Annotated in this window: 21 protein-coding genes; 12 read left to right on the top strand and 9 right to left on the bottom strand. The window is 73.6% G+C overall.

Annotation, left to right across the window (positions count from 1 at the left end; genetic code table 11):
- Nucleotides 1–64: 64 nt before the first annotated feature.
- From L6E12_RS24075 to L6E12_RS24065, 3 genes are read right to left on the bottom strand one after another with little or no spacing between them, the layout of a single operon-like run.
- A complete protein-coding gene (locus L6E12_RS24075; protein ID WP_236230201.1) occupies nt 65–1,381 on the bottom strand; it encodes a Gfo/Idh/MocA family protein in 1,317 nt (438 codons plus the stop codon).
- Entirely contained in the window at nt 1,378–2,676 is a 1,299-nt protein-coding gene (locus L6E12_RS24070; protein WP_236230200.1) for a M20/M25/M40 family metallo-hydrolase, read from the bottom strand. Before L6E12_RS24070 ends, L6E12_RS24075 begins: the two co-directional genes overlap by 4 nt.
- A complete protein-coding gene (locus L6E12_RS24065; protein ID WP_236230199.1) occupies nt 2,673–3,545 on the bottom strand; it encodes a sugar phosphate isomerase/epimerase in 873 nt (290 codons plus the stop codon). Before L6E12_RS24065 ends, L6E12_RS24070 begins: the two co-directional genes overlap by 4 nt.
- Nucleotides 3,546–3,951: 406 nt before the next feature.
- On the opposite strand from L6E12_RS24065, the gene L6E12_RS24060 reads away from it, so the two are divergent.
- Entirely contained in the window at nt 3,952–5,331 is a 1,380-nt protein-coding gene (locus L6E12_RS24060; protein WP_236230198.1) for a fibronectin type III domain-containing protein, read from the top strand.
- 58 nt (nt 5,332–5,389) lie between these two features.
- On the opposite strand, the gene L6E12_RS24055 is transcribed toward L6E12_RS24060, so the two are convergent.
- Nucleotides 5,390–5,689 carry a hypothetical protein gene (locus L6E12_RS24055; RefSeq protein WP_236230197.1) on the bottom strand — a complete coding sequence of 100 codons (300 nt, stop codon included), beginning with the start codon at nt 5,687–5,689 and terminating at the stop codon, nt 5,390–5,392.
- A 25-nt stretch (nt 5,690–5,714) separates the two neighbouring features.
- A complete protein-coding gene (locus L6E12_RS24050; protein WP_236230196.1) occupies nt 5,715–6,080 on the bottom strand; it encodes a hypothetical protein in 366 nt (121 codons plus the stop codon).
- Nucleotides 6,081–6,233: 153 nt separating this feature from the next.
- On the opposite strand from L6E12_RS24050, the gene L6E12_RS24045 reads away from it, so the two are divergent.
- Nucleotides 6,234–6,587 carry a nuclear transport factor 2 family protein gene (locus L6E12_RS24045; protein ID WP_236230195.1) on the top strand — a complete coding sequence of 118 codons (354 nt, stop codon included), beginning with the start codon at nt 6,234–6,236 and terminating at the stop codon, nt 6,585–6,587.
- Between the two features lie 16 nt (nt 6,588–6,603).
- Here the strand turns inward: L6E12_RS24045 and L6E12_RS24040 are convergent, their stop codons facing one another.
- A complete protein-coding gene (locus L6E12_RS24040) occupies nt 6,604–7,755 on the bottom strand; it encodes a mechanosensitive ion channel family protein (RefSeq protein WP_236230194.1) in 1,152 nt (383 codons plus the stop codon).
- Nucleotides 7,756–7,960: 205 nt separating this feature from the next.
- On the opposite strand from L6E12_RS24040, the gene L6E12_RS24035 reads away from it, so the two are divergent.
- Nucleotides 7,961–8,122 carry a hypothetical protein gene (locus L6E12_RS24035; protein ID WP_236230193.1) on the top strand — a complete coding sequence of 54 codons (162 nt, stop codon included), beginning with the start codon at nt 7,961–7,963 and terminating at the stop codon, nt 8,120–8,122.
- A 61-nt stretch (nt 8,123–8,183) separates the two neighbouring features.
- Nucleotides 8,184–8,873: a hypothetical protein gene (locus tag L6E12_RS24030; RefSeq protein ID WP_236230192.1), complete on the top strand. Its 690-nt coding sequence runs from the start codon at nt 8,184–8,186 to the stop codon at nt 8,871–8,873.
- Nucleotides 8,874–8,905: 32 nt separating this feature from the next.
- Here L6E12_RS24030 and L6E12_RS24025 read toward each other — a convergent pair whose 3' ends face one another.
- The gene (locus tag L6E12_RS24025) at nt 8,906–10,045 is read right to left on the bottom strand and encodes an acyl-CoA dehydrogenase family protein (RefSeq protein WP_236230191.1); all 1,140 of its coding nucleotides are present in this window, start codon (nt 10,043–10,045) and stop codon (nt 8,906–8,908) included.
- Between the two features lie 260 nt (nt 10,046–10,305).
- Here L6E12_RS24025 and L6E12_RS24020 point away from each other — a divergent pair, with 260 nt between their 5' ends.
- The 7 genes from L6E12_RS24020 (at nt 10,306) to L6E12_RS23990 (ending at nt 18,888) form a co-directional block, all read left to right on the top strand.
- Nucleotides 10,306–10,932: a LysE family translocator gene (locus L6E12_RS24020; RefSeq protein WP_236230190.1), complete on the top strand. Its 627-nt coding sequence runs from the start codon at nt 10,306–10,308 to the stop codon at nt 10,930–10,932.
- A gap of 46 nt (nt 10,933–10,978) precedes the next feature.
- A complete protein-coding gene (locus L6E12_RS24015) occupies nt 10,979–11,848 on the top strand; it encodes a GNAT family N-acetyltransferase (protein WP_236230189.1) in 870 nt (289 codons plus the stop codon).
- Nucleotides 11,849–12,502: 654 nt separating this feature from the next.
- Complete coding sequence (locus L6E12_RS24010) at nt 12,503–12,943, top strand: MarR family transcriptional regulator (protein WP_236230188.1); 441 nt, start codon at nt 12,503–12,505, stop codon at nt 12,941–12,943.
- A complete protein-coding gene (locus tag L6E12_RS24005) occupies nt 12,943–13,341 on the top strand; it encodes a DUF5313 family protein (RefSeq protein WP_236230187.1) in 399 nt (132 codons plus the stop codon). The genes L6E12_RS24010 and L6E12_RS24005 overlap by 1 nt, the downstream gene beginning before the upstream one ends.
- A gap of 64 nt (nt 13,342–13,405) precedes the next feature.
- Complete coding sequence (locus L6E12_RS24000; RefSeq protein ID WP_236230186.1) at nt 13,406–14,857, top strand: NAD(P)/FAD-dependent oxidoreductase; 1,452 nt, start codon at nt 13,406–13,408, stop codon at nt 14,855–14,857.
- A 60-nt stretch (nt 14,858–14,917) separates the two neighbouring features.
- Nucleotides 14,918–17,701: a DEAD/DEAH box helicase gene (locus tag L6E12_RS23995; protein WP_236230185.1), complete on the top strand. Its 2,784-nt coding sequence runs from the start codon at nt 14,918–14,920 to the stop codon at nt 17,699–17,701.
- Nucleotides 17,698–18,888 (top strand): SWIM zinc finger family protein, encoded by a 1,191-nt coding sequence (locus tag L6E12_RS23990; RefSeq protein WP_236230184.1) that lies wholly within the window; start codon nt 17,698–17,700, stop codon nt 18,886–18,888. The genes L6E12_RS23995 and L6E12_RS23990 overlap by 4 nt, the downstream gene beginning before the upstream one ends.
- A 12-nt stretch (nt 18,889–18,900) precedes the next feature.
- Here L6E12_RS23990 and L6E12_RS23985 read toward each other — a convergent pair whose 3' ends face one another.
- Nucleotides 18,901–19,896, bottom strand: a complete 996-nt coding sequence (locus L6E12_RS23985) for a putative zinc-binding metallopeptidase (protein WP_236230183.1) — start codon at nt 19,894–19,896, stop codon at nt 18,901–18,903.
- A gap of 65 nt (nt 19,897–19,961) precedes the next feature.
- A complete protein-coding gene (locus L6E12_RS35510; protein ID WP_236230182.1) occupies nt 19,962–20,447 on the bottom strand; it encodes a hypothetical protein in 486 nt (161 codons plus the stop codon).
- Nucleotides 20,448–20,463: 16 nt separating this feature from the next.
- On the opposite strand from L6E12_RS35510, the gene L6E12_RS23975 reads away from it, so the two are divergent.
- Nucleotides 20,464–20,685: hypothetical protein (locus L6E12_RS23975; RefSeq protein ID WP_236230181.1), on the top strand; the 222-nt coding region annotated here is incomplete at its 3' end.

The raw sequence follows: 20,685 nt of genomic DNA, 5'->3' as shown, positions 1-20,685 counted from the left end.
AAACAGGCTCAGCGCGGGCTCGGCGTGGCGCGCACGCCGTTTTGGCGGTGCCGGAGCACAGGCGTCAGCCGGACCCCGGGCGGAAGCGGACCGCGTCCCCGACCCGAAGATCCAGGTCAGCGGCGGTCAACACGGTGTCGGCGGCGACCAGGACGTTGTAGTGGTTCGGGAAGTGGCACTCGTCGAAACCCGCCACCGTGCCGATCCGCCGCCCGGTGGCGGTCCACACCTCGTCGCCGCGCTGCAACACGGTCGCGGCGGTGAACTCGGCGAAACCGAGGAACCCGACCCGGTCCACCCGGTCACCCGGGCGCCCCGGCCGGTCGGCGGTGGTCACCAGCTCGTGCACCTGCCCGGCGGGCACGCACCGCGACTCCCACGGCGCCAGCACCATGCCGCGGTCGTCGCGGCTGTGGAACATCAGCGCCACCATCCGCGCGTCCGCGTCGGCCTTGGCCCGCATCCGCGGCCGGGTCTCCTTCGCCCGCGCCACCCGGTACGCCTCGGCGACCACCTCCACCAGCGCGGGCCCCGGGTCCGGTGCGCCCGGCCCGGCCTCCACCGCCTCCCGGAACGCGGTCAGGATGCCGCGGTACTCGTGCGCCAGCGACGCCTTGAACCCCGGGTGCCCGGCCAGCAGGTCGGCGGTGCGGCTGGTCCCGTCGCGCAGGTCCACCCGCACGTCCTTGACCTCCCCGGTCGGCAGCGCCCAGTCCAGCTCGACCCGCACCGGCACCTCCCCGGCGCGCAGGTCCAGCTCCGCGCAGTGCTCCGCGCCGCCGCGCACGTCGCCGATGGTGGCGTCGACCAGGGTCAGGTCGCCGACGAGCAGCCGCACCGCGTCCAGCGCGTTCGGCCCGTTGTCGATCAGGCAGCCGCCGCCGCAGCGGGCCGGGTCGAGGTACCAGCCCTCGCCGCCGGTGTGCTCGCCGATGTTCTCGTGGTAGCGCGCCGTCACCCTGGCGATCTGAGCCCGCGGCGGCAGCGCGGCGGCCAGGTCGAGCAGGTTGCGGTTGTAGCGGCGGTGGAAGGCGGTGAACAGCACCGCCGCGTGCTCGGCCGCGGTCCGGGCCAGCGCGCGGGCATCCGCCGGGTCGACGGTCAGCGGCTTCTCGCAGCACACCGCGATGCCCCTGCTCAGCGCCGCGTGCGCCACCTCGGCGTGCAGGTCGTTGGGCAGGGTGATGACCACGGCGGTCACCACGCCCGCGTCGAGCAGGTCGCGCGCGTCGGTGAAGGTGGCCACCCCGCTGCCGGTGAACCCGGCCAGCCGCGCGGGGTCCAGGTCGCACACCGCGGCCAGGGTGACCGCGTCGTCGGCGGCGATGGCGTCGAGGAAGTAGCGGGAAATGGTGCCCAGACCGATGACGCCGACCTTCACGCTGTCTTCTCCTCGCCTGAGCGGACGTGCGCGCCGAACGCGTGCACCAGCGCGCGCACCCGGTCGGCGTACTCGTCGAGGTCGTCGAGCCGGACGTGCTCGTCCGGGGTGTGCGCGCCGTCGCGGTCGAGCAGGCCGGGGCCGCAGGCGACCACGTACCGGTCGCGGCCCGGCGCCCAGATGGCGTCGCAGGTGAAGGCGCTGCCGTCGGCCACCCCGTCGTGGCGGTGCAGGCCCGCCTCGGCGAGCACGGCCTCCATCGCCGCGTCCCGGTTGGCCAGCGGCGGCAGCCCGCGCTTGAGCCAGTCGAGCCGGACCACGCGGTCCCAGTCGGCCACCAGCCGCCGGGTGACCGGGTTGTCGCCGAACCGGTCGGCGGCCTCCGCCCCCGCCTCGGCCACCGCCCGCTCCACCTCCAGCGCGAGCGCCGAGGCCACCGCGCGGTCGTGGTAGGCGATGTTGAGCCGCAGCTCACCGGTGCCGTAGACCCGGTTGTGCGACCGTCCGGTGTGGACACCGGAGACGCAGACCCTGGCGCCGAGCCGGTCGGCCACCCGCCCCAGCCGCTCGGTCAACCGGACCGCGAGGAAACCGAGGGCGACGGTGGCGTTGTGCCCGTCGGCCGGTCGGTCGTCGGTGCTGTCGAGGCCGCGCACGCCCAGCACGGGGGTCATGGTGGCGCTGCACGCGTCGAGCACCCGGCAGCCGGTCGGCTCGGCGAACACCATCAGCCTGCCCACGCACCCGGTCTCCACCAGCCACCGCGTCCCGCACACGCCCATCGCGCCGCCCTCCTCCCCGGGCACGCTGGCCACCAGCACCTCGATGTCGGCGGTCAGGCCCGGGTCCTCGGCGAACGCCCGGGACACCCCGACCACCGCGGCCACCCCCGGCCCCTTGTCGTCGACCGCCCCGCGCCCGCGCAGCACCCGCCTGTCCAGCACCGGCGCGATGTGCGGGCCCACGGTGTCCAGGTGGAAGTTGATGACCATCCGCTGCCTCGGCGGCTTGAGCTTGCCGGTGCCGACGACCACGCACGGCTGCGCCGCCAGGAACCCCGCCGGGTCCGGGGCCGCCGCCTCGCGCAGCGGGGTGGGCACGTCCGGGCGGTCCAGCTCCTCGGCGGGCGGGTGGTCCCAGCGGCGCAGCGCCAGCCCGCGTTCGGCGGCGCCGCCCGCGAACAGGCTCTGCGCCCTGGCGAACCCGGCCGTGTCGCCGCCCTCCAGCGGTGACACGGTCGGCACCGCGAGGAGGGCCAGCAGCCAGTCCACGTCGGCGGCGCGCAGGCCGCTCACCCGGTGACCGCGGGCACGGCGCCGACGAGCGTGCGGAACGCGTGCACGCAGTCGGCGTACGCGCGGGCCCGCCGCTCGGGGTCGTCGGCCACGTCCAGGTGCGGGATGAGCGCGACGTGCGGCTCCAGGCTGAACCAGCCGCGGTACCCGGCGTCGAGGAGCAGCCCCACGCACTCGGCGAGCCGCACCGCGCCCGAGCCGGGGGTGCCGAACACGGCGTTCCCGCCGACCCGGCGCCCGTCCTTGACGTGCACGTGCTCGACGTGGGGGAGGACCTCCCGCAGGAACGGCAGCGCCGGGTAGCCGTGAGCCAGGCCGTTGCCGGTGTCGAACAGCAGCCGCAGCGCCGGGCTGCCCACCTCGGCCAGCAGGGCGAGGGTGCGCTCGGCGCTCGCGCCCGCCCAGCCCACGCAGTTCTCGTGCAGCAGGGTGACCCCGAGGTCCTCGGCGATCCGGGCGAGCGCGCGGATCCGCTCGACCACCGCCCGGCGCCAGTCCGGTTCCGGCCTGCCGTCGTTCGGGTAGGACATGATCCGCAGCCGGGTGCAGCCCAGCCGCGCTGCGGCCCCCGCCGAGGCGCGCAGCACCCGCACGTCGTCGGCGAGGTCGTGGTCGATCGTGGTGGACCAGTCGCCCAGCGGGGTGTCCAGCACCGGCACCGCCAGCCCGGCGCCGCCGACCGCCGCGGCGACCCGGTCCAGCTCCGCGGCGCCGAGCTCGTGCACGCGCCTGCCGTCCACCGCCCGCAGCTCGATCCCGCGCAGTCCCAACCGCTCGTGCAGCCGCACCTGCCCGACCAGGGAGTCGGCGCCCTCGTCGCCGATCCCGCACACCCGCACCGCCATCGACCCCATCCCGTCCGTCCCCATCGGACAACAGCTATCACCTCCCGGGTCGTCCCGCGCGCTGGTCCACCCGATGGTGTGGCGGTCGGTTCGCGGATTCGACCGGTATCGAGGTGCCGACCGCGCCGATGTTCGGATAATGACAAAATCCGACGGGTACCAGGGGGTTTATGAAATCGTCCCGCTCACTCCTGGGTGGCACGGTTGTTGCTGTTCAGCGGGACGGCGGGTGAGCGATAATGATAGAATCTCAGCAATTCGATCGATTTCTGGCGGACATTTCGCCGAGGTGGATCGAATGGAGCAACTTGATTGCCGGTGTGGTCCGGGCGGTCTTATGCTCTGCGTCGTCGATTTCTCTCCCCGGCCCGGTGGCCGCCCTGGACGAATCCGGCCACCGCGCCACCCTCCTCGATTCGGGGGTTTTCCCGTGCGAAGAACGATCACCCTGCCCGTCGTCGCCGCGACGATCGCGGCCTCGGCGGCGCTACCCGCCCCGGCCGCCTCCGCGGCCCCCACCCAGGACCCCGCCCGCGTCACCGCCGAGCACCGCTGCCTGTCCCCGCTGATCGGCTCGGCGACCACCGCGCTGTCGGACCCGGTCGACCCGGTGACCGCCACGCAGCGGACCAGCCCGCTGCGGGTCGAGGGCACGATCACCGTCCCCGCCGCCACCTTCACCGCCATCGGCGCGGCCACCGTCGAGGGCTCGGCCGTGCTCGACCTGATCACCACCGGCCCGAGCCAGGCGATCCGCGCCACCCTGGACCTGAGCCTGCAGAAGACGGCGGTCAGCGGGAACACCGTTGCCATCCGGGTCGTGGGGTACACCCAGTACCTGGGGCTGTCCGCCCCGTCGGGGGCCACCTCCACGCTCAACGTCGTGGCCATCGACGCGGTGCACCTCAAGCTCCACCCGCGCCGGGCCGACGGCGCCCCCACCTCGGTCCGGGAGATCACCTCGAGCTGCGTCCGCGACTCCGGCCCGCCGGTGGAGTGGTTCCGGGTCGACTACCCCACCGCACCGGACGCGGGGATCAGCGCCCCGTCGGTCCAGTCGGCCCGGGCCCTGCCCACCAGCGCCCAGATCACCTGGGCCCCACCCGACTCCTTCACCCCGGGGACCTTCGCGGTCACCGGGTACGTCATCCGCGTCGACGGCGAACCGGTGCTGCGGCTGGGCCCCGAGGCCCGGTCCGCGACCGTCCCCGGCCTGCTGGAGGACACCGAGTACTGGATCCAGGTCGAGGCGGAACTCGACCGGGGCGAGGCACCGATGGCGTACCCGACGAAGATCCGCACCCCGCGGGCCAGGCTCGACGTCGCCTACACCGCCTCCGCGTCGGTCTGGTTCGGCAAGGCCGACACCACGGTCCCGCTCACCGGCGAGCTGAAGACCACGATCGACGGCTTCACCGGCACCTTCCCGGACGCGATCACCTTCGGCAAGTCCAGCTTCTACACCTCGGGCACCCGGGTCGACTTCTCCCTGCAACGCTCCCAGCAGCCTGCCCAGGGCTCCTACCGCGAGGGCGACTTCCACATCTTCGCCGGGTACCGGATGGCCATCTCGAAGGTGACCCGCAACGGCCGGGCCGTCCCGCTCGCCGCGGGGTGCGGCATCGACATCGGTGGGCTCAGCTTCAGCCCGCCGCCGCCGGACAGGTTCGACCCGCTCGCGGGCGGTTCGGTGTTCGCCCCGTTCCAGGTCGGGGCGTCCACCGAGTGCGGGCAGCAGGCCGATTCGCTGCTGACCGCGCTGCTGCCCGGCTCGATCAACGTGCTCAACGTCGACCTGATCCGCCGCTAGACGTGGCAGTGGGAGCGGGCGGTGCCTCGGACGGGGGCACCGCCCGCTCCCACCGGGGTCAGGGAATCAGGTCGTGGACAGTGGAGTTGCCCACGGCGCGCAGCGGCTCCAGCCGCACGTCGAGACCGGCGAACAGGGACTCGCCCGCGCCCAGGGTGACCGGCGCCAGGTGCAGGGTCAGCTCGTCGACCTCCCCGCGGCGAGGTGGTGGCGGATGGTCGAGGCGCCGCCCGCGATGTCGACGCGGGCGTCCCCGGCGGCTTCGCGGGCCAGGACGAGCGCGCGGTCCGGCCCCTGAGTCCACCCCGGCGGCGAAACCGTCGAGGGACAGGGAGAGGCGGCTGGTGACGGTGCTCATCGGGGCTGCTCCTGGAAGAGGTCGGTCAGGACGGTGGCGAAAGCGGCGGCGTGGGTGCCGAAACCGCCGTGGTCACCGGGGACGGGGGTGGCCTCGGTGCCGAGGCGGGCGGCGAGGGCGCGGGTGGCCCGGTACGGCGGTTGGCCCGCGGACTCGGCCCCACCAGGTGGAGCACCGGCGTGGACGGGAGGGTGGTCTCGTGGGTGCCGAAGCCGGGGACTTCGTGGCCGACGAAGAACGCGCTGTCGGCCGCGAAGCGCGCCACCACGGCCGCTGCCTCAGGGTCGTCCGGGGGCTTCGGCTCGTTCCCCGCCATGCCCACCGCGGCGGCGAAGACACCCATCGCCCGCCCCACCCCACCCGCGGCGAACGCCGCCTCGACCTCCGCCACCACCGCCCGCCACTACCCGGCGTCGGGTAGCAGGTCCTCCGGCCTGTGGTCCTGCCTGCATGAGGTCGGAGCCGCCCACCGGCATCCGACACCGCCCGGAACCCGCTCGAATAACAGTGCGGTAACGGCGGGTTGGTGTCCTAGGGTGGGGGCATGTCCGAAGTCGAGGTAGTGCGCAACTTCTTCCGGCTCTACCTGGCGGGCGACCGCGCCGCCGCCGAAGCCCTGGTCGACGACGACTTCGTGTTCACCAGCCCGGTCGACGACCACATCGACCGGGCGCTGTTCTTCGAGCGCTGCTTCCCCACCGCCGACCGACTGCTGTCGCAGGAGATCGTGCACGCCGTGCCGACCGGCGAGGGCAGCGTCTTCGTCTGCTACGAGTACGAGCTGCGCACCGGTGGCCGCTTCCGCAACACGGAGCTGATCAGCGTCCGGGACGGCAGGCTGACCGAGGCCCAGGTCTACTTCGGCGGCTCCTTCGACCCGGAGGCCCCCGGGGCCTGACGACACCCGCGGCGCATCAGGGCCGATCCGGGCCGGTGAAGGCGTGCTCGCGCTCGCGGCCGTCGGGGCTGTCGCCGAACAGGCGGGCGTCCTCGGTGGGCTCGGTGCTCGTCGGTCCGCTCGGGCGCGGACCGGGGGACACCCGCTCGGAGCGCAGGCGCGGCAGGGCGTACGGGTGGTGGGTCCTGGCCCAGGCGACCAGCCGCTCGCGCACCAGGCAGCGCAGGTCGAACAGGGTCGGCGCGTCGACCGCGCTCACCAGGGCGCGCACCCGGACCAGGGTGTTCACCGCGTCGGTCACCTGCAGCACGCAGACCCGACCGTCCCACAGGTCCGTCGCGTCCAGGACGGACCGCAGCTCGGTCCGCATCTCCTCCACCGGCATCGCCCAGTCGACGTCGATCTCGACCGTGCCGAGCAGCGCCGCCTCGCGCCGGGTCCAGTTCTCGAACGGGTTCGACATGAAGTGCGAGGTGGGGATGACCAGCCTGCGGTCGTCCCAGATGTGCACGACCAGGTAGGTCAGCGTGATGTCCTCGATCCGACCCCACTCGCCCTCGACGATCACCACGTCGTCGAGCCGGATGGCGTCGCTGAACGCGATCTGCAACCCGGCGAACACGTTGCCCAGCAACGACTGCGCGGCCAGCGCGGCGATGGCGCCGATCACCCCGGCCGAGGCCAGCAGGCTGGTGCCCGCCGCGCGCGCCCCGGGGAAGGTCATCAGCATCGCGGCCAGCGCCAGGACCGCCACCCCGGCCACGGTCACCCGGCGCACCAGCGTGATCTGCGTCTGCACCCGGCGGGCGTGCCGGTTGTCGCGCTCGTCCACGCGCAGCCGCGACAGCGCGGTCTGCTCGGCCGACAGCAGCACCCCGGCGAGCAGCCAGGCACCGGTGCCGATCAGCGCCAGCGTCATCGCGTGCGTCACCGGTCCGGTCCACCCGGTCGGCGGCAGCGCCACGAACACGGTCAGCCGGAGGATGAGCACCGCCCCGAAGCAGCGCAGCGGCCTGGAGGTGTGCTCGACCAGCCCGGCCAGCAGCGCCGACCGCCTGCCCAGTCTCCGGAACCCCCGCCGCAGCAGGTACTCCAGCACCAGGAACACCCCGAACACCACCACCGCGACCACTCCCGCGGACAGCACCCCCATCCACGCCTCCGACATCGGCGCCTCCCTCCGTGCGTCTCGTCCGGTCGGAACGGGTGGGTTACCACCCGGGGCGCGTCGCCTCACCGGGCGTGGGCCGCCTCACAACTGACAACTCGTCAAATTCGTGTGTTTTCGGGTGATTGAGTCCCTCTCGATCGGGGCATCTTCTCTCCACAGCGTTCACCAGGACCAGGGAGTTCACTCGGAAGGGATCCCCACCATGGACACCACCGCCACTCTCCAGCACCCGTCGAGCACCACCTTCGACTTCTCCTCCGACGAGCCCATCGGGGCCTGCCTGTGCCCGGAGTTCGCCCACGGCAGGCGCGAGCTGCACATCACCGGCCAGCCCGGCTGCGTGGACGAGGTCCGCGCGAACTGAGCCCCACCCCGTCTGCTTTCCTAGGGGCCCGGCGCGGTCGCCGGGTCGTTCTGGAGGGCAGATGGACGCCGAAGAAGACGGGCGTGGAGAACGCCACCCCGGCGCCGGGGTGGCTTCCACGCTCACCGGGGCCGCCGCCCTGTTCGTGCTGCTGCGACTGCTGGCGGTCTCGGGCTACGACTGGCACACCGCGTTCGCCCTGCTGCACACCCTGGACTTCGAGGACGCGCCCGCGATCTTCCTCGGCACCTTCATGGCGAACCGGGTGATCAGCAGCGTCCTGCTCGTGGCGTTGATCCCGTTCACGGTCTTGGCCTACGCCGGTGCGCGCCGGGCCGCCGACCACCGGGCGTGGGCGGGTCCGGCGCTGCTGGTGGTGGTGCTGGTCGCGATGGTCGTGGCGCACGTGCGCAGCTACCGGAGCTGGGGGCTGCTGATGGCGATCGTGGTGTTGGGCGTGGTGTTGACGCTGGTCGAACGCACCCGCGAGCACCCGCGCTTCGGCGGCCCGGTGCGCTGGGTGCTCCGGAGTTCCCAGTCACTGGCGGTGGTGGGTGCCCTCGTCTGCGCGGCGGTGGTGAGCACGCCCTGGGTTCCGCTGGAGCGCATCGAGACGACCACCGGCATCGACGACTTCTACGTCTTCGACGTCAGCCCGGGGTTCCTCAAGGTCCTCACCGCCGACACCCACGAGTTCCGCATCTTCCGCGACGACGAGATCCGGCACCGCGTGGAACTCGCCGACCACTGACGATCACCGATCACCCGCACGCCGACAGTCGCTCAGTAGGCCAGGCCCGCGGCGCCGCCGAGCAGTGCGGTCCCGCCGGTGCCCAACCAGCCCTCCGCCGACCCGGCGTGCTGGCCCATGGTGTGCACGTCGCGGAACCGGCGCTGCAACGACGAGGAGTCCCGCGCCGCGCCACCGCCGCCGAGCCGGTAGCAGGTGTCCACTGTGGAGACACAGGTCTCGGTGACCCAGGCCAGCGTCGCCGACGCCTCCGGGCTGGCGGGCCCGACCGACGCCGGGTCGGCGGTGGCCCGCGTCCAGAACTCCCCGGCCACCTCGCGCAGCAGCGCCCGCGCGGCCCGCACCCCGGCCTCGGCCCGGCCGAGGTGCACCTGGAAGACGGGGGAGTCCAGCAGCGCCGCCTTGGCGTAGAGGCGCTGCTTGCCGCCGGTGGCCAGCGCGATCAGGTCGTCCACCGCGCCTTGGGCGGTGCCCACCGCCACCGCGGCCATGTGCAGGACGAAGTGCACCAGCGGTGCGGTGTAGAGCGGCCCCGGCACGCACGGCACCCCGGTGAACACGTCGAAGGTGTCCCGCTCCGGCGCCACGGCGTCGGCCACGGCGATGTCGTTGCTGCCGGTGCCGCGCAGGCCCAGCACCCGCCAGGTGTCGAGCACCTCGGCGCCGGGCAGCAGCACCGCGCGCAGCACCGGTACCCCGTCGACCACCCGGGGCACGCCGCCGTCGGTCAGCACGCAGTTGCCGAACAGGTGGTCGGCGTGCCCGGACCCGCTGGCGAACGCCCACCGCCCGGACACCCGGTAGCCACCGGCCACCGGCTCGGCCGTGCCCTGCGCGTTGAACCCACCCGCCACCACCACGTCCGGCGACCCCGCGTACAGCTCGTCGAACCGCTCCCGGTCCACCAGCGACAGCAACTGCGGGGTCTCCGCGCCGATCATCACCGTCCACCCGGTCGCCGCGTCCGCCCGCGCCAGCGCCTCCAACACGTCGAGGCCGGTGCGCAGGTCCGTCTCCAGGCCGCCGTGCGAGCGCGGGGTGAACATGCGGAAGAAGCCCGCGGTCTTCAACTCCTCGACCAGGTCGACCGGCAGTTCCCGGCCGCTCTCGATCTCCTCGGCCCGGTCGGCGAGGGTGGGGGCGAGGTCACGCGCGGTGTCCAGCAACGACATCGATGGGTCCTTCCGGAACGGGCTACGAGGAGTACTCGTCACCGCCCGCCTGCCCGTTAGCGCCTTCCCGACGGCGGTACCGCTGCACGCCGAGGACGGTCAGCACCGGCACCGCCACCAGTGTGGGCAACTGCAGCGGCGGCGGCAGGGGACCGGGCGGGGACGACGGCACCGGGTATGGGCGGCCGCCGACTGGGTAGTCCGATCGAGTCGGCCGGTCCCGAGTGGGGAACCGGCGGCGCGGGAGAAGGGCGTGCGGGATGTCGGTGGGGTTGCTGGTGCTGTTCGCCGGAGTCGTCATGACCGCCTACGTCATCCCCGGTCCCGACTGGGCGGTCGTCCTGCGCCACTCCGCCCGCGACCGCCGCACCGGCTTCGTCGCCATGCTGGGCGTGCAGGCAGGACTGTGCGTGCACATGGCCGCCGCCGCCCTCGGCGTCTCCACGCTCATCACCCACAGCCCGGTCGCCTTCACCGCTTTGAAGGTCGTCGGCGCGGCTTACCTCGTCTACCTGGGCGCCACCGCGCTGTGGCGCTCCCGGCGCCGCCCGGAAGCTGATCCCGCCGAGGACGACGCCACCGCGTCCACGTCGAAGGGCCGGGTCTTCCGCCAGTCCTTCACCGCCAACGTCCTCAACCCCAAGGCGGCCCTGTTCTTCGTCAGCGTGCTGCCCCAGTTCCTGTCGGCGGACGCACCGGCAGGTCCCCAGGTGTTGCTGCTGGGCGGGCTCGACATCGCGCTCGGCCTGGTGTGGTGGACCGTGTTCGTGCTGCTCACCTCCCGGCTGTCGAAGTTCATGCGCCGCAGCGGCCCGCGCCAGGCCCTCGACCGCGTCACCGGCGGCGCCCTCGTCGGCCTGGGCGTCACCCTGGCGGTCGCGGGCTGACCGACCCGCGGTCCCGCCGTCGGCGCGGTGGTGTGTGATCGGGCGCATGGCGATCACAGTGGGCGGGCGGGCGGTCGACGGGCTGGACGAGGCCGCGGGTGTGCTCGGGGAGTGGCAACGCGAGGGGGCGCCGGTGCAACTGCACCCGGGGGACCTGGGCTGGTTCCAGCGCTTCGGCGCGCAGGCGACGGCCGCTGCTGTCCGCACCTGGAGCCGGGACGGGCGGATCCTCGCCCTCGGGCTGTTGGACGGACCCGGCCTGCTGCGGCTGGCGATCGCGCCGGACGCCCAGCAGGACGCGGAACTGGCGCGGCAGTTGCTCGAGGACGTGAGCGAGCCCGCGCGCGGCGTGCTGCCCTCGGGGAAGGTGTGCATCGAGGCGCCGAGGGGCGCATTGCTCCGAGACCTGTTGTCCGAAGACGGTTGGAACGCCGACGAGCCGTGGACGCACCTGCGCCGCGACCTCGCGGAGCCGGTGGCGGACCCGGGCGTGCGGATCGAGGTCGTCGGGCCGGAGCAGGTGCACCTGCGGACCGGGGTGCAGCGGGCATCGTTCGACGGGTCGACGTTCACCGAAGGGCACTGGCACGCGATGGCGGCCGGGTCGCCGTACGTCGACGCCCGCTGCCTGCTCGCCCACGACGACCGGGGTGCCGCGGTGGCGGCGGTGACGGTGTGGTCGGCTGGCCCGGGGAAACCGGGGCTGCTCGAACCGATGGGCGTGCACCGCGACCACCGGGGTCGCGGCCACGGCAGGGCGATCACCCTCGCCGCGGCGGCCGCGTTGCGGGAGCTGGGTTCGTCGAGCGCGGTCGTCTGCACCCCGAGCGCCAACGCGGGCGCCGTCGCCACCTACGGGTCAGCGGGCTTCCGACGACTCCCCGAGGTCCGCGACCTGTGCCGGGGCACCCGGTAGGGCTTGACCGGGACGTCCGCTGCGACGGCGCGGACCGCCGATGTGGACGGGCGCTGCCGGGTGCCCCGGCGCGTCGTGAGGTCGAGGTCGGTATTGGGCCAGAACGTGCGATGGGGGCGCGAGAACCACCGGTACCGGGTGCGGTCGCGGTGCGGGGTTGCAGGTGGCCGCGCAGGACACGTTGGGCGGTGAGGCGGACCTCGCGCTCCTGGCGGGCGTCCTCGTCGGTGGCGGTGGCGGTGTTGAGGGGTGCGGTCGGCCGGGCGTGTGCGGGGCGCAGGGGTGCGCGCAAGCCGCTGAGTTTGCGGGTGCCGGGTGTGCGGGGCGGGGTGTAGGGGCCGCGTAGGTAGGCGCAGATGACGTCGATGATGCTCTGGCGGTGGTCGGGGTTGTCCTGGGCGACCCGTTCCAGGGCGTAGGGGCCGCCGCGGCCGCCGCGCTGACCAACACCGGCAGCACGACCACCAGGACGGCCCGCCACCAACCGGCCCCACCATGTCTCAGGTGGATCCGAGTGCCGACAGGGGTGCCGATATGTAGATCCAACACCGACAAGTCAAGGCGGAAGGGGCAAGTGGGTGATTTGATCCGCGTCTCATTGTTTGCCACACCAACAGTTGGTGCTCTAACGTTTGGTGTACCAAAGGAGGTGTCGTGGACGAGAAGGATCCGTTGGCCCTGGAGCGCCAGGTCTGCTTCGCGCTGTCGATCGCCGCGCGCAGCGTGGTGGCGATCTACCGGCCACTGTTGGAGCCGATGGGCCTGACCCACCCGCAGTACCTGGTCATGCTCGCGCTGTGGCAGCGGTCCCCGCTCAGCGGCAAGGAACTGGCCGGTCTGCTCGCCTTGGACCCGGGCACCCTGACGCCGCTGCTCAAGCGCCTGGAGGCCGCGGGCTACCTGCGCCGCGAACGCCACCGCGACGACGAGCGCTCGCTCGCCGTCACCCTCACCGAGGCGGGGCGGGCGCTGCGCGAGCAGGCGTTGCTCATCCCGCCGCAGGTCGTGGCCACGCTCGGCATGTCCATCCCCGAGCTGGAGGACCTGCACGCCTCGCTCACCCGCGTCATCGCCGCCGCGAAACAGGAGTCGTGATGAAGCCCAGTCCCGCTCTGCGCCTCTGGTACGCCGTCGGCGGCAGGTTGCCGCGGCGGTACGCCGACTACGTGCTGCGCACCGCCACCGATCGCACGTGGCTCGTCCGGTTCACCCTGCGCGTGCTGCTGCGCGCCGTGCTCCCCGCGACCGCCGCGATCACCCTGGTCCTGCTGCTCGCCCTCGACGCGCCGGTGGGGTTGGCGCTGGCCTGCGGTTCGCTGGGGTTGATCGTCGGCATGTACTACGCGCTGTCCTACTCGATCGAGAGCGTGGAGGGGTTGGTCGCGCGGTACGGGTTCGCGCCGGGGACGGCCGCTCGGATGCGGGAGGAGCGCAAGGAGGCCCGGGATCCGGAGCGGGAGGCGCGCTACGCGGAGCGGTGGCGTTCAAACTGAACCTACTCCCGGTAACTTAACGGTGGTAAGTTAGTTGCAGTCACCGTTGCGGAAGGGGATCGGCATGGCCGCCGAACACGTAGACGTCCTGATCGTCGGAGCCGGGCTCTCCGGCATCGGCGCCGCCAGCCACCTGCGCAAGCGGCTGCCGGGCAAGTCCTTCGTCATCCTGGAGGGACGGGGTGCCATCGGCGGCACCTGGGACCTGTTCCGCTACCCGGGCGTGCGCTCGGACTCGGACATGTTCACCCTCGGGTACGCGCACAAGCCGTGGACCGCGGCCAAGTCCATCGCCGACGGCGACTCGATCCGCGACTACATCCGCGAGGCCGCCGCCGAGAGCGGGGTCGACCGGCACGTCCGCTTCCACCACCGGGTCGTCAGCGCCGAGTGGTCGACCCCGGACGCGCGCTGGACGGTCACCGCCGAGCGCTCCGACACCGGCGAGGTGGCCGTGTTCACCGCGGGCTTCCTGTTCGCCTGCACCGGCTACTACCGCTACGAGCACGGCTACACCCCCGAGTTCCCCGGCGTCGACGACTACCGCGGCACCCTGGTGCACCCGCAGCTGTGGCCGGAGGACCTCGACTGGACCGGCAAGAAGGTCGTGGTGATCGGCTCCGGCGCCACCGCGGTCACCCTGGTGCCGTCGATGGCCAAGGCCGCCGAGCACGTCACCATGCTCCAGCGCTCGCCCAGCTACGTGCTCACCCTCGGCTCGCGCGACCCCATCGCCGACTTCGCCCGCAAGTGGCTGCCCGCGAAGGTGGCCTACCCGGTCATCCGGTGGAAGAACGTGCTGATGGCGACGGCGTTCTACCAGCTCAGCAAGCGCAGGCCCGCGTTCGTGAAGGACTTCCTGCGCAAGGACGCCGCCCGCAGGCTCCCGGCGGGCTACGACCTCGACACGCACTTCAAGCCCCGCTACGACCCGTGGGACCAGCGCGTGTGCTTCGTCCCCGACGGCGACCTGTTCCGCACGCTGCGCAAGGGCGACGCCTCCATCGTCACCGACCGGATCGAGGCGTTCACCGAGACCGGCCTGCGGCTGGAGTCCGGTGCCGAGCTGGAGGCCGACGTCGTGGTGACCGCCACCGGCCTGGACGTGCTCATGCTCGGCGGCATGACCGTCTCGGTGGACGGGGAGAAGGTCGACCCGGCCGACACCGTGGCCTACAAGGGCATGATGCTCGGCGGCGTGCCCAACGCGGCCCTGGCCGTGGGCTACACGAACGCCTCCTGGACGCTCAAGATCGACCTGGTGTCGGAGTACGTGTGCAGGCTGCTCAAGCACATGGACGCCGAGGGGGTTCGGATCGTCACCCCGAAGACGCCGGACGCCTCCGTCGGTCGGGTGCCGTTCCTGGACCTGCAGGCCGGTTACGTGCAGCGGGCCGCGGGCACGCTCCCGCAGCAGGCCGAGGTGGCCCCGTGGCGGCTGCGGCAGAACTACCCGGCGGACGTGCGCACCCTGCGCTACGGGCCGGTGGACGACGCGGTCGAGTTCAGCCGCTGAGCGACCCGGCCGGGTGGCGGCGGGTAAGGTGACCGGACCCGCCGCCGTCCGAAGGGGAGCATGGGCACGCTCGCACCCGGCACCGTGACCGGCCTCTCCCGCTGCACTGCGGTGTTCGAACCGGCCGACCCGCACCGCGCGGGCACCGTCGCCTTCCACGGCGACCTGCCGGAGGACCCGACCGGGGAGCTGACCATCCTGCGGCCGGACGGCCCCGGCGCGGTCGAGGCGACCGTCCCGGTGCTGCGGCTGCCGGTGGCCGACTCGGTGGCGGTGCTCACCAGGGCCCGGCGCGCACCCGGGGCCGACCCGGCCGCCGCGTTCTGGGGCGCGGTGGCACTGGTTGCCCTGCAACTGGTGGCCCGCGGCCGGATCGTGCCCGGTGTCTCGCCGGGCGGGTTCGACGCCTGGCGGGCCGGGCCGCTCGACGCCACCGACGCCGCGCGGCTGCGCGAACTGGCCGAGGCCATGCCCGCCACCGCGCGCTCGGTGCCGCTGGCCGGTGAGGGCGACACCCTGGCCGACCCGCTGACCCTGGTGCGCGGCTTCGTCGACGCCGTCGCCGACGGGATGCCGCGCACCGCCGCCGCCCCGCAGGCCGCGGGCGGGCCGCTGTTCGCCTCCCGCGAGCCCAACCGGGTGCCGCACCTGCGCCCGTGGTCGGCCGGGATGTCCGCGGGCCTCGACTCCGGGGTGCGCGTCTCGCTGCGGCTGGAGGTGCCCGGCGCGGACTACGCGGGTGCGGCGTTCGAGGCCGTCGTGCAGGCGCACTCGCTGGCCGACCCGGCCGTGGTGGTCGACGCGGAGCGGCTGTGGTCCGACCCCGGCCACCGGCTCGGCGCGAACTCCCGGATCGAGCTGACCAGGGCGCTGCGCCGGGCCGCCCGCACCTGGCCGGTGCTCGACCGGCTGCTCGGGCAGGGCGTGCCCGACCGGCTGGTGCTCGACGACGGCGAGGTCGCCGAGCTGTTCGGCGTGGCGCCCCGGCTGGCCGCGGCGGGGGTGGAGGTGCACTGGCCGCGCGAACTGGTCCGGTCGCTGACCGCGCGCGCCGTGGTCGGGCGGTCCGAGCGGCCCACCTCCGACGCCGCGTCGGTGTTCGGCGGGGACGGGCTGTTCGCCTTCGACTGGCAGTTGGCGCTGGGCGAGCAGCCGCTGACCGCCGCCGAGCTGGACCGGTTGGCCGAGTCGCGGCGGCCGGTGGTGCGGCTGCGCGACGAGTGGGTCTTGGTCGACCCGGACCTGGCCCGCAGGGCGCGCGACCGGGAGCTGAAGCCGGTCACCGCCCTGGAGGCCCTCGGCGTCGCGCTGACCGGTTCGGTCGAGGTCGACGGCGAACGCGTCGAGGTCGTCGCCGACACCTGGCTGGCGGAGCTGCGCGCCCGCATCGCCGACCCGGACGCGGGCACCGAGGTCGTCACCGCGCCCGCCGCGCTGGCCGCGACCCTGCGCGACTACCAGCTCCGCGGCCTGCGCTGGCTGGCCAGGATGACCGGCCTCGGCCTCGGCGGCTGCCTGGCCGACGACATGGGCCTGGGCAAGACGGTCACCCTGATCGCGCTGCACCTGCACCGCGCCGAGTCCGAGCGCACCGCCGGGCCGACGCTGGTGGTGTGCCCGGCGTCGCTGCTGGGCAACTGGGAGCGGGAGATCACCCGGTTCGCCCCGGGCACCCCGGTCCGCCGCTTCCACGGCCCGGCCCGCTCGCTCGACGGCGCCGACGCGGGGTTCGTGCTCACCACCTACGGCACCATGCGCCTCGACGCGGGCGCGCTCGCCGGGCACCGCTGGGGCCTGCTGGTCGCCGACGAGGCCCAGCACGTGAAGAACCCGGCGTCGAGCACGGCCAAGGCGCTGCGCGCGATCCCGGCCGGGGCGCGCGTCGCGCTGACCGGCACGCCGGTGGAGAACAACCTCTCGGAGCTGTGGGCGGTGCTGGACTGGACCACCCCGGGCCTGCTCGGGTCGCTCCCGGCGTTCCGGGGCCGGTGGGCCAAGCCCATCGAGGCCGACCGCGACGCCGCCACCGCCGACCGGCTGGCCCGGCTGATCCGCCCGTTCCTGCTGCGCCGCCGCAAGTCCGACCCCGGCATCGCCCCCGAGCTGCCGCCGAAGACCGAGACCGACCGGCCGGTGTCGCTCAGCCACGAGCAGGCCGCGCTGTACCGGGCGGTGGTCACCGAGACGATGGCCCGCATCCAGGCCGCCGACGGCATGGCCCGCCGCGGCCTGATCATGCGGCTGCTGACCGGGCTCAAGCAGATCTGCAACCACCCTGCGCAGTACCTGAAGGAGCCCGAGGCCCGGTTGGCGGGCCGCTCCGGGAAGCTGGAGCTGCTCGACGAGCTGCTGGGCACGATCCTCGCCGAGGACGGTGCGGTGCTGGTGTTCACCCAGTACGTGCAGATGGGCAGGCTGCTCGAACGGCACCTGCGCGACCGCGGCGTGCGCACCGGCTTCCTGCACGGTGGCACCCCCGTGCCGCGCCGCGAGGACCTGGTGCGCGGGTTCGACGCGGGGGAGTTCCCGGTGTTCCTGCTCTCGCTCAAGGCCGCGGGCACCGGCCTGAACCTGACCCGCGCGGACCACGTCGTGCACTACGACCGCTGGTGGAACCCGGCCGTGGAGGACCAGGCCACCGACCGCGCCTACCGCATCGGCCAGACCCGGCCGGTGCAGGTGCACCGGCTGATCGCCGAGGGCACGGTGGAGGACCGCATCGCCGGGATGCTGCGCGCCAAGCGCGACCTCGCCGACGCCATCCTGACCGCGGGCGAGGCCGCCCTCACCGAGCTGACCGACGCCGAACTGGCCGACCTGGTCGAGCTGCGGGGTGGTCGGTGAGCGACGTCGCCCGCGGCTTCCCCGCCTTCCCGGCCGCCACCCGCCGCGCGGGCCAGTTCGCCCGGTCCTGGTGGGGCCGGGCGTGGGTGAAGGCGCTGGAGGACACCGCGCTCGACGAGGGGCAGCTCCGGCAGGGCCGCCGCTACGCGCGGGCGGGTTACGTCGGCGCGATCACCGTCGCCGCGGGCCGCCTGTCCGCGGCGGTCCAGGACTACGAGGACGACACGGCCTACCACACGGTCGTCCGCCTGGAACCGCTGTCGGACGGCGAGTGGGCACGCTTCCTGGAGCAGATCGGCGCCGAGGCGGGCCACATCGCCGCCCTGCTCGACGGCGACATGCCCACGTCCCTGGTGGACGCGGCGGCCGACGCCGGGGTCCGGCTGCTGCCCGGGATCGGCGACCTGGACCCGGACTGCCCCTGCCCGGGGTTCGAGCTGCCCTGCCGCCACGCCGCCGCCCTGGCCTACCAGACCTCGTGGCTGCTCGACGCCGATCCCTTCGTGCTGCTGCTGATCCGCGGCCGCGACCAGCCCACGCTGCTCGACGCCCTGCGCGCCACCCCCGACCCCACCGGGACCGGCGGCGGCACCCCCGCCGCCGAGGCGTTCGCCCGCCCGCCGGTGCGGCTGCCGGAACCGCCGCCGCTGCCGGAGACCGCCCCGGGCACGCTGTCCATCCCACCTGCTCCCGGCATCGATCCCGCCGCCTTGGACCTGCTGGCCGCCGACGCCGCCGCCCGCGCCCGGCGGCTGCTCGACGCCGCGCTGGCCCCCGAGGACCGCGACGACCCGGACCTGTCCACGTTGGACACGTGGCCGGACACCGTCCGCTGGGCCGCCACCCACCCGGAGGCCGCCGACCGGCTGGCTACCACCCCCGGCATCGCCCGCGCCACCGCCGCTTGGCGGGCCGCGGGCCTGTCCGGGCTCGATGTCCTCGACACCCCGTGGACCCCGGACCCGGCCGACCTCGCGCACGCCCGCGACGCCCTCGCCGCGACCTGGGACGAGGGCGAGGCGCCGACCGCCACGGTGTGGTGCAACCGCTGGACCGCGGGCCCGCACCAACTGCGCTACGCCCGCGATGGCCGCTGGCACCCCTACCGCGTCGAGGACGGCACCTGGTGGCCCGCGGGCCCACCCCACCGCGACGCCGCCTCGGCCCTGCTGTCCCTGCTCGCCTGAACCCGATCGCGATCAGGCGCCCGGGCGGAGCCGGTCCACGAAGCGGAGCTTGCGCAGCACAGCGGGGGACAGGACAAACGGGTAGACGTCGTCCTTGCCCATGCTGCGGTTGAGCTGGTTCACCGCCCGCGACAGCGGCACCCAGGTGTTGATCAACTCCTCGAAGCCCGCGTCCTCGGTGGGGATGGCGTCGACCGGGGCGTCCGGGTGCGGGGGGATGGGGGAGCCCGCGACCAGCACGCCGAAGGCCGCCGCCGTCTGCACCGTGTCGCGGATGTGCAGCAGGTGCGCGAAGGTCTCCGCCCAGTCCTCCCACGGGTGGGCGGTGGCGTAGGTGCTGACGTGGGTCTCCTGCCAGTCGGGGGCCGGGGAGCCCGCGTAGTGCTCGCGCAGGGCCTGCTGGTAGTCGGCCCGCTCGTCGCCGAAGAGGTCGCGGAACGGACCCTCGGCGGGGGTGCCGGAAACCAGGACCTCCCAGTACCAGTGGCCGACCTCGTGGCGGAAGTGGCCGAGCACCGTGCGGTAGGGCTCGGCGAGCCGGGCGCGCAGGGCCTCCCGGTGGGCGTCGTCCCCCTCGGCCAGGTCGATGGTGATGACACCGGAGGCGTGCCCGGTGACCACCGGCTCCCTGGCGCTCGACAGCAGCTCGAAGGACAGGCCGTCGACGGGGAGACCCAGGTCGTCGAGCTGGAAGACCAGGCGGCGCTTGGCCGATTCCGCCGTGGCGAACGTGGACAGCCCCGCCGCGTCCCCGTCGGCCGGGCGGGTGCTGGTCAGGGCGCAGCAGTCGCACAGGGCGCCGTCGGCGTCGGGGACCCAGTTGCAGCCCGCCAGCCCGGCGTTGCCGCACCGGGCGTCGGCGACGACCAGGGCCCGCTCCGCCCGCCGGTAGCCGACCTCGGTCGAGCACACCACGCACGACGAGTTCTCGAAGAACAGCACGTTGCCGCACACGGGGCAGGAGAAGGACTTCACCGCCCCCGGGTACCCGCGACCCCGCCGGTTCACGCCCCACGACGCGAAGCGGCCCTCCCCGGAAAACCCGGGGAGGGCCGCTCTGCTGCTGGGGCCGGTTACTTCTTGGCCGTCAGGTCGATGTCGACGGTGTTGCCGTCGCTGGCGACGAAGGCGCCGATGATCGGGCTCAGCGGCCCGCACTTCACCGTCTCCGACAGGGAGTACTTGCCCTTGAGCTTGCCGCCCTTGAGCACGTCGAAGTTGCCGACGGACTTGAGCTGGATGTCCGAGGGCTTCTTGGTCTTGCAGCTGTCACCCTGGTAGATCGGGATGCCGAACAGCGCGACCTTGGTGAGCTTGATGGTCAGCTTGCCGTTGAAGGTGACCGCCTTGTTCGACACGGTGCCCGAGGGCTGCCCCACCTGGTCGAAGCCGATGTTCGCCGAGACCGGCAGGAAGCCGAAGATCCGGAACTGGCCGCTGGTGGCCTTGAGGTTCAGGTCACCGGTGTACTTGCCCGCCGCGAGGTCGGCGACCGCGGAGAACGAGCCCTTCAGCGGGACGCTGCCGCCGAGGCCGACCAGCTTCGACGAGCCGGACACCTTGTAGTCGACCTTCGTGCCGTCGTTCGGCGTGGTGGTCGTGGTGGTCGGCTCGGTCGTGGTGGTGGGCTCGGTGGTGGTCGTCGTCGGCTCAGTCGTCGTGGTCGTCGGCTCAGTCGTCGTCGTGGTGGGCTCGGTCGTGGTGGTGGTCGGTTCCGTGGTGGTCGTCGTCGGTTCCGTCGTGGTGGTCGTCGGTTCCGTCGTCGTCGTGGTCGGTTCCGTGGTCGTGGTGGTGGGC

It is taken from the genome of Actinokineospora sp. PR83 (genome assembly GCF_021056305.1).
Lineage (GTDB): Bacteria > Actinomycetota > Actinomycetes > Mycobacteriales > Pseudonocardiaceae > Actinokineospora > Actinokineospora spheciospongiae.
Note: the sequence above shows the minus strand (reverse complement) of the source record. Positions and strands in the feature narration are given on the sequence as shown.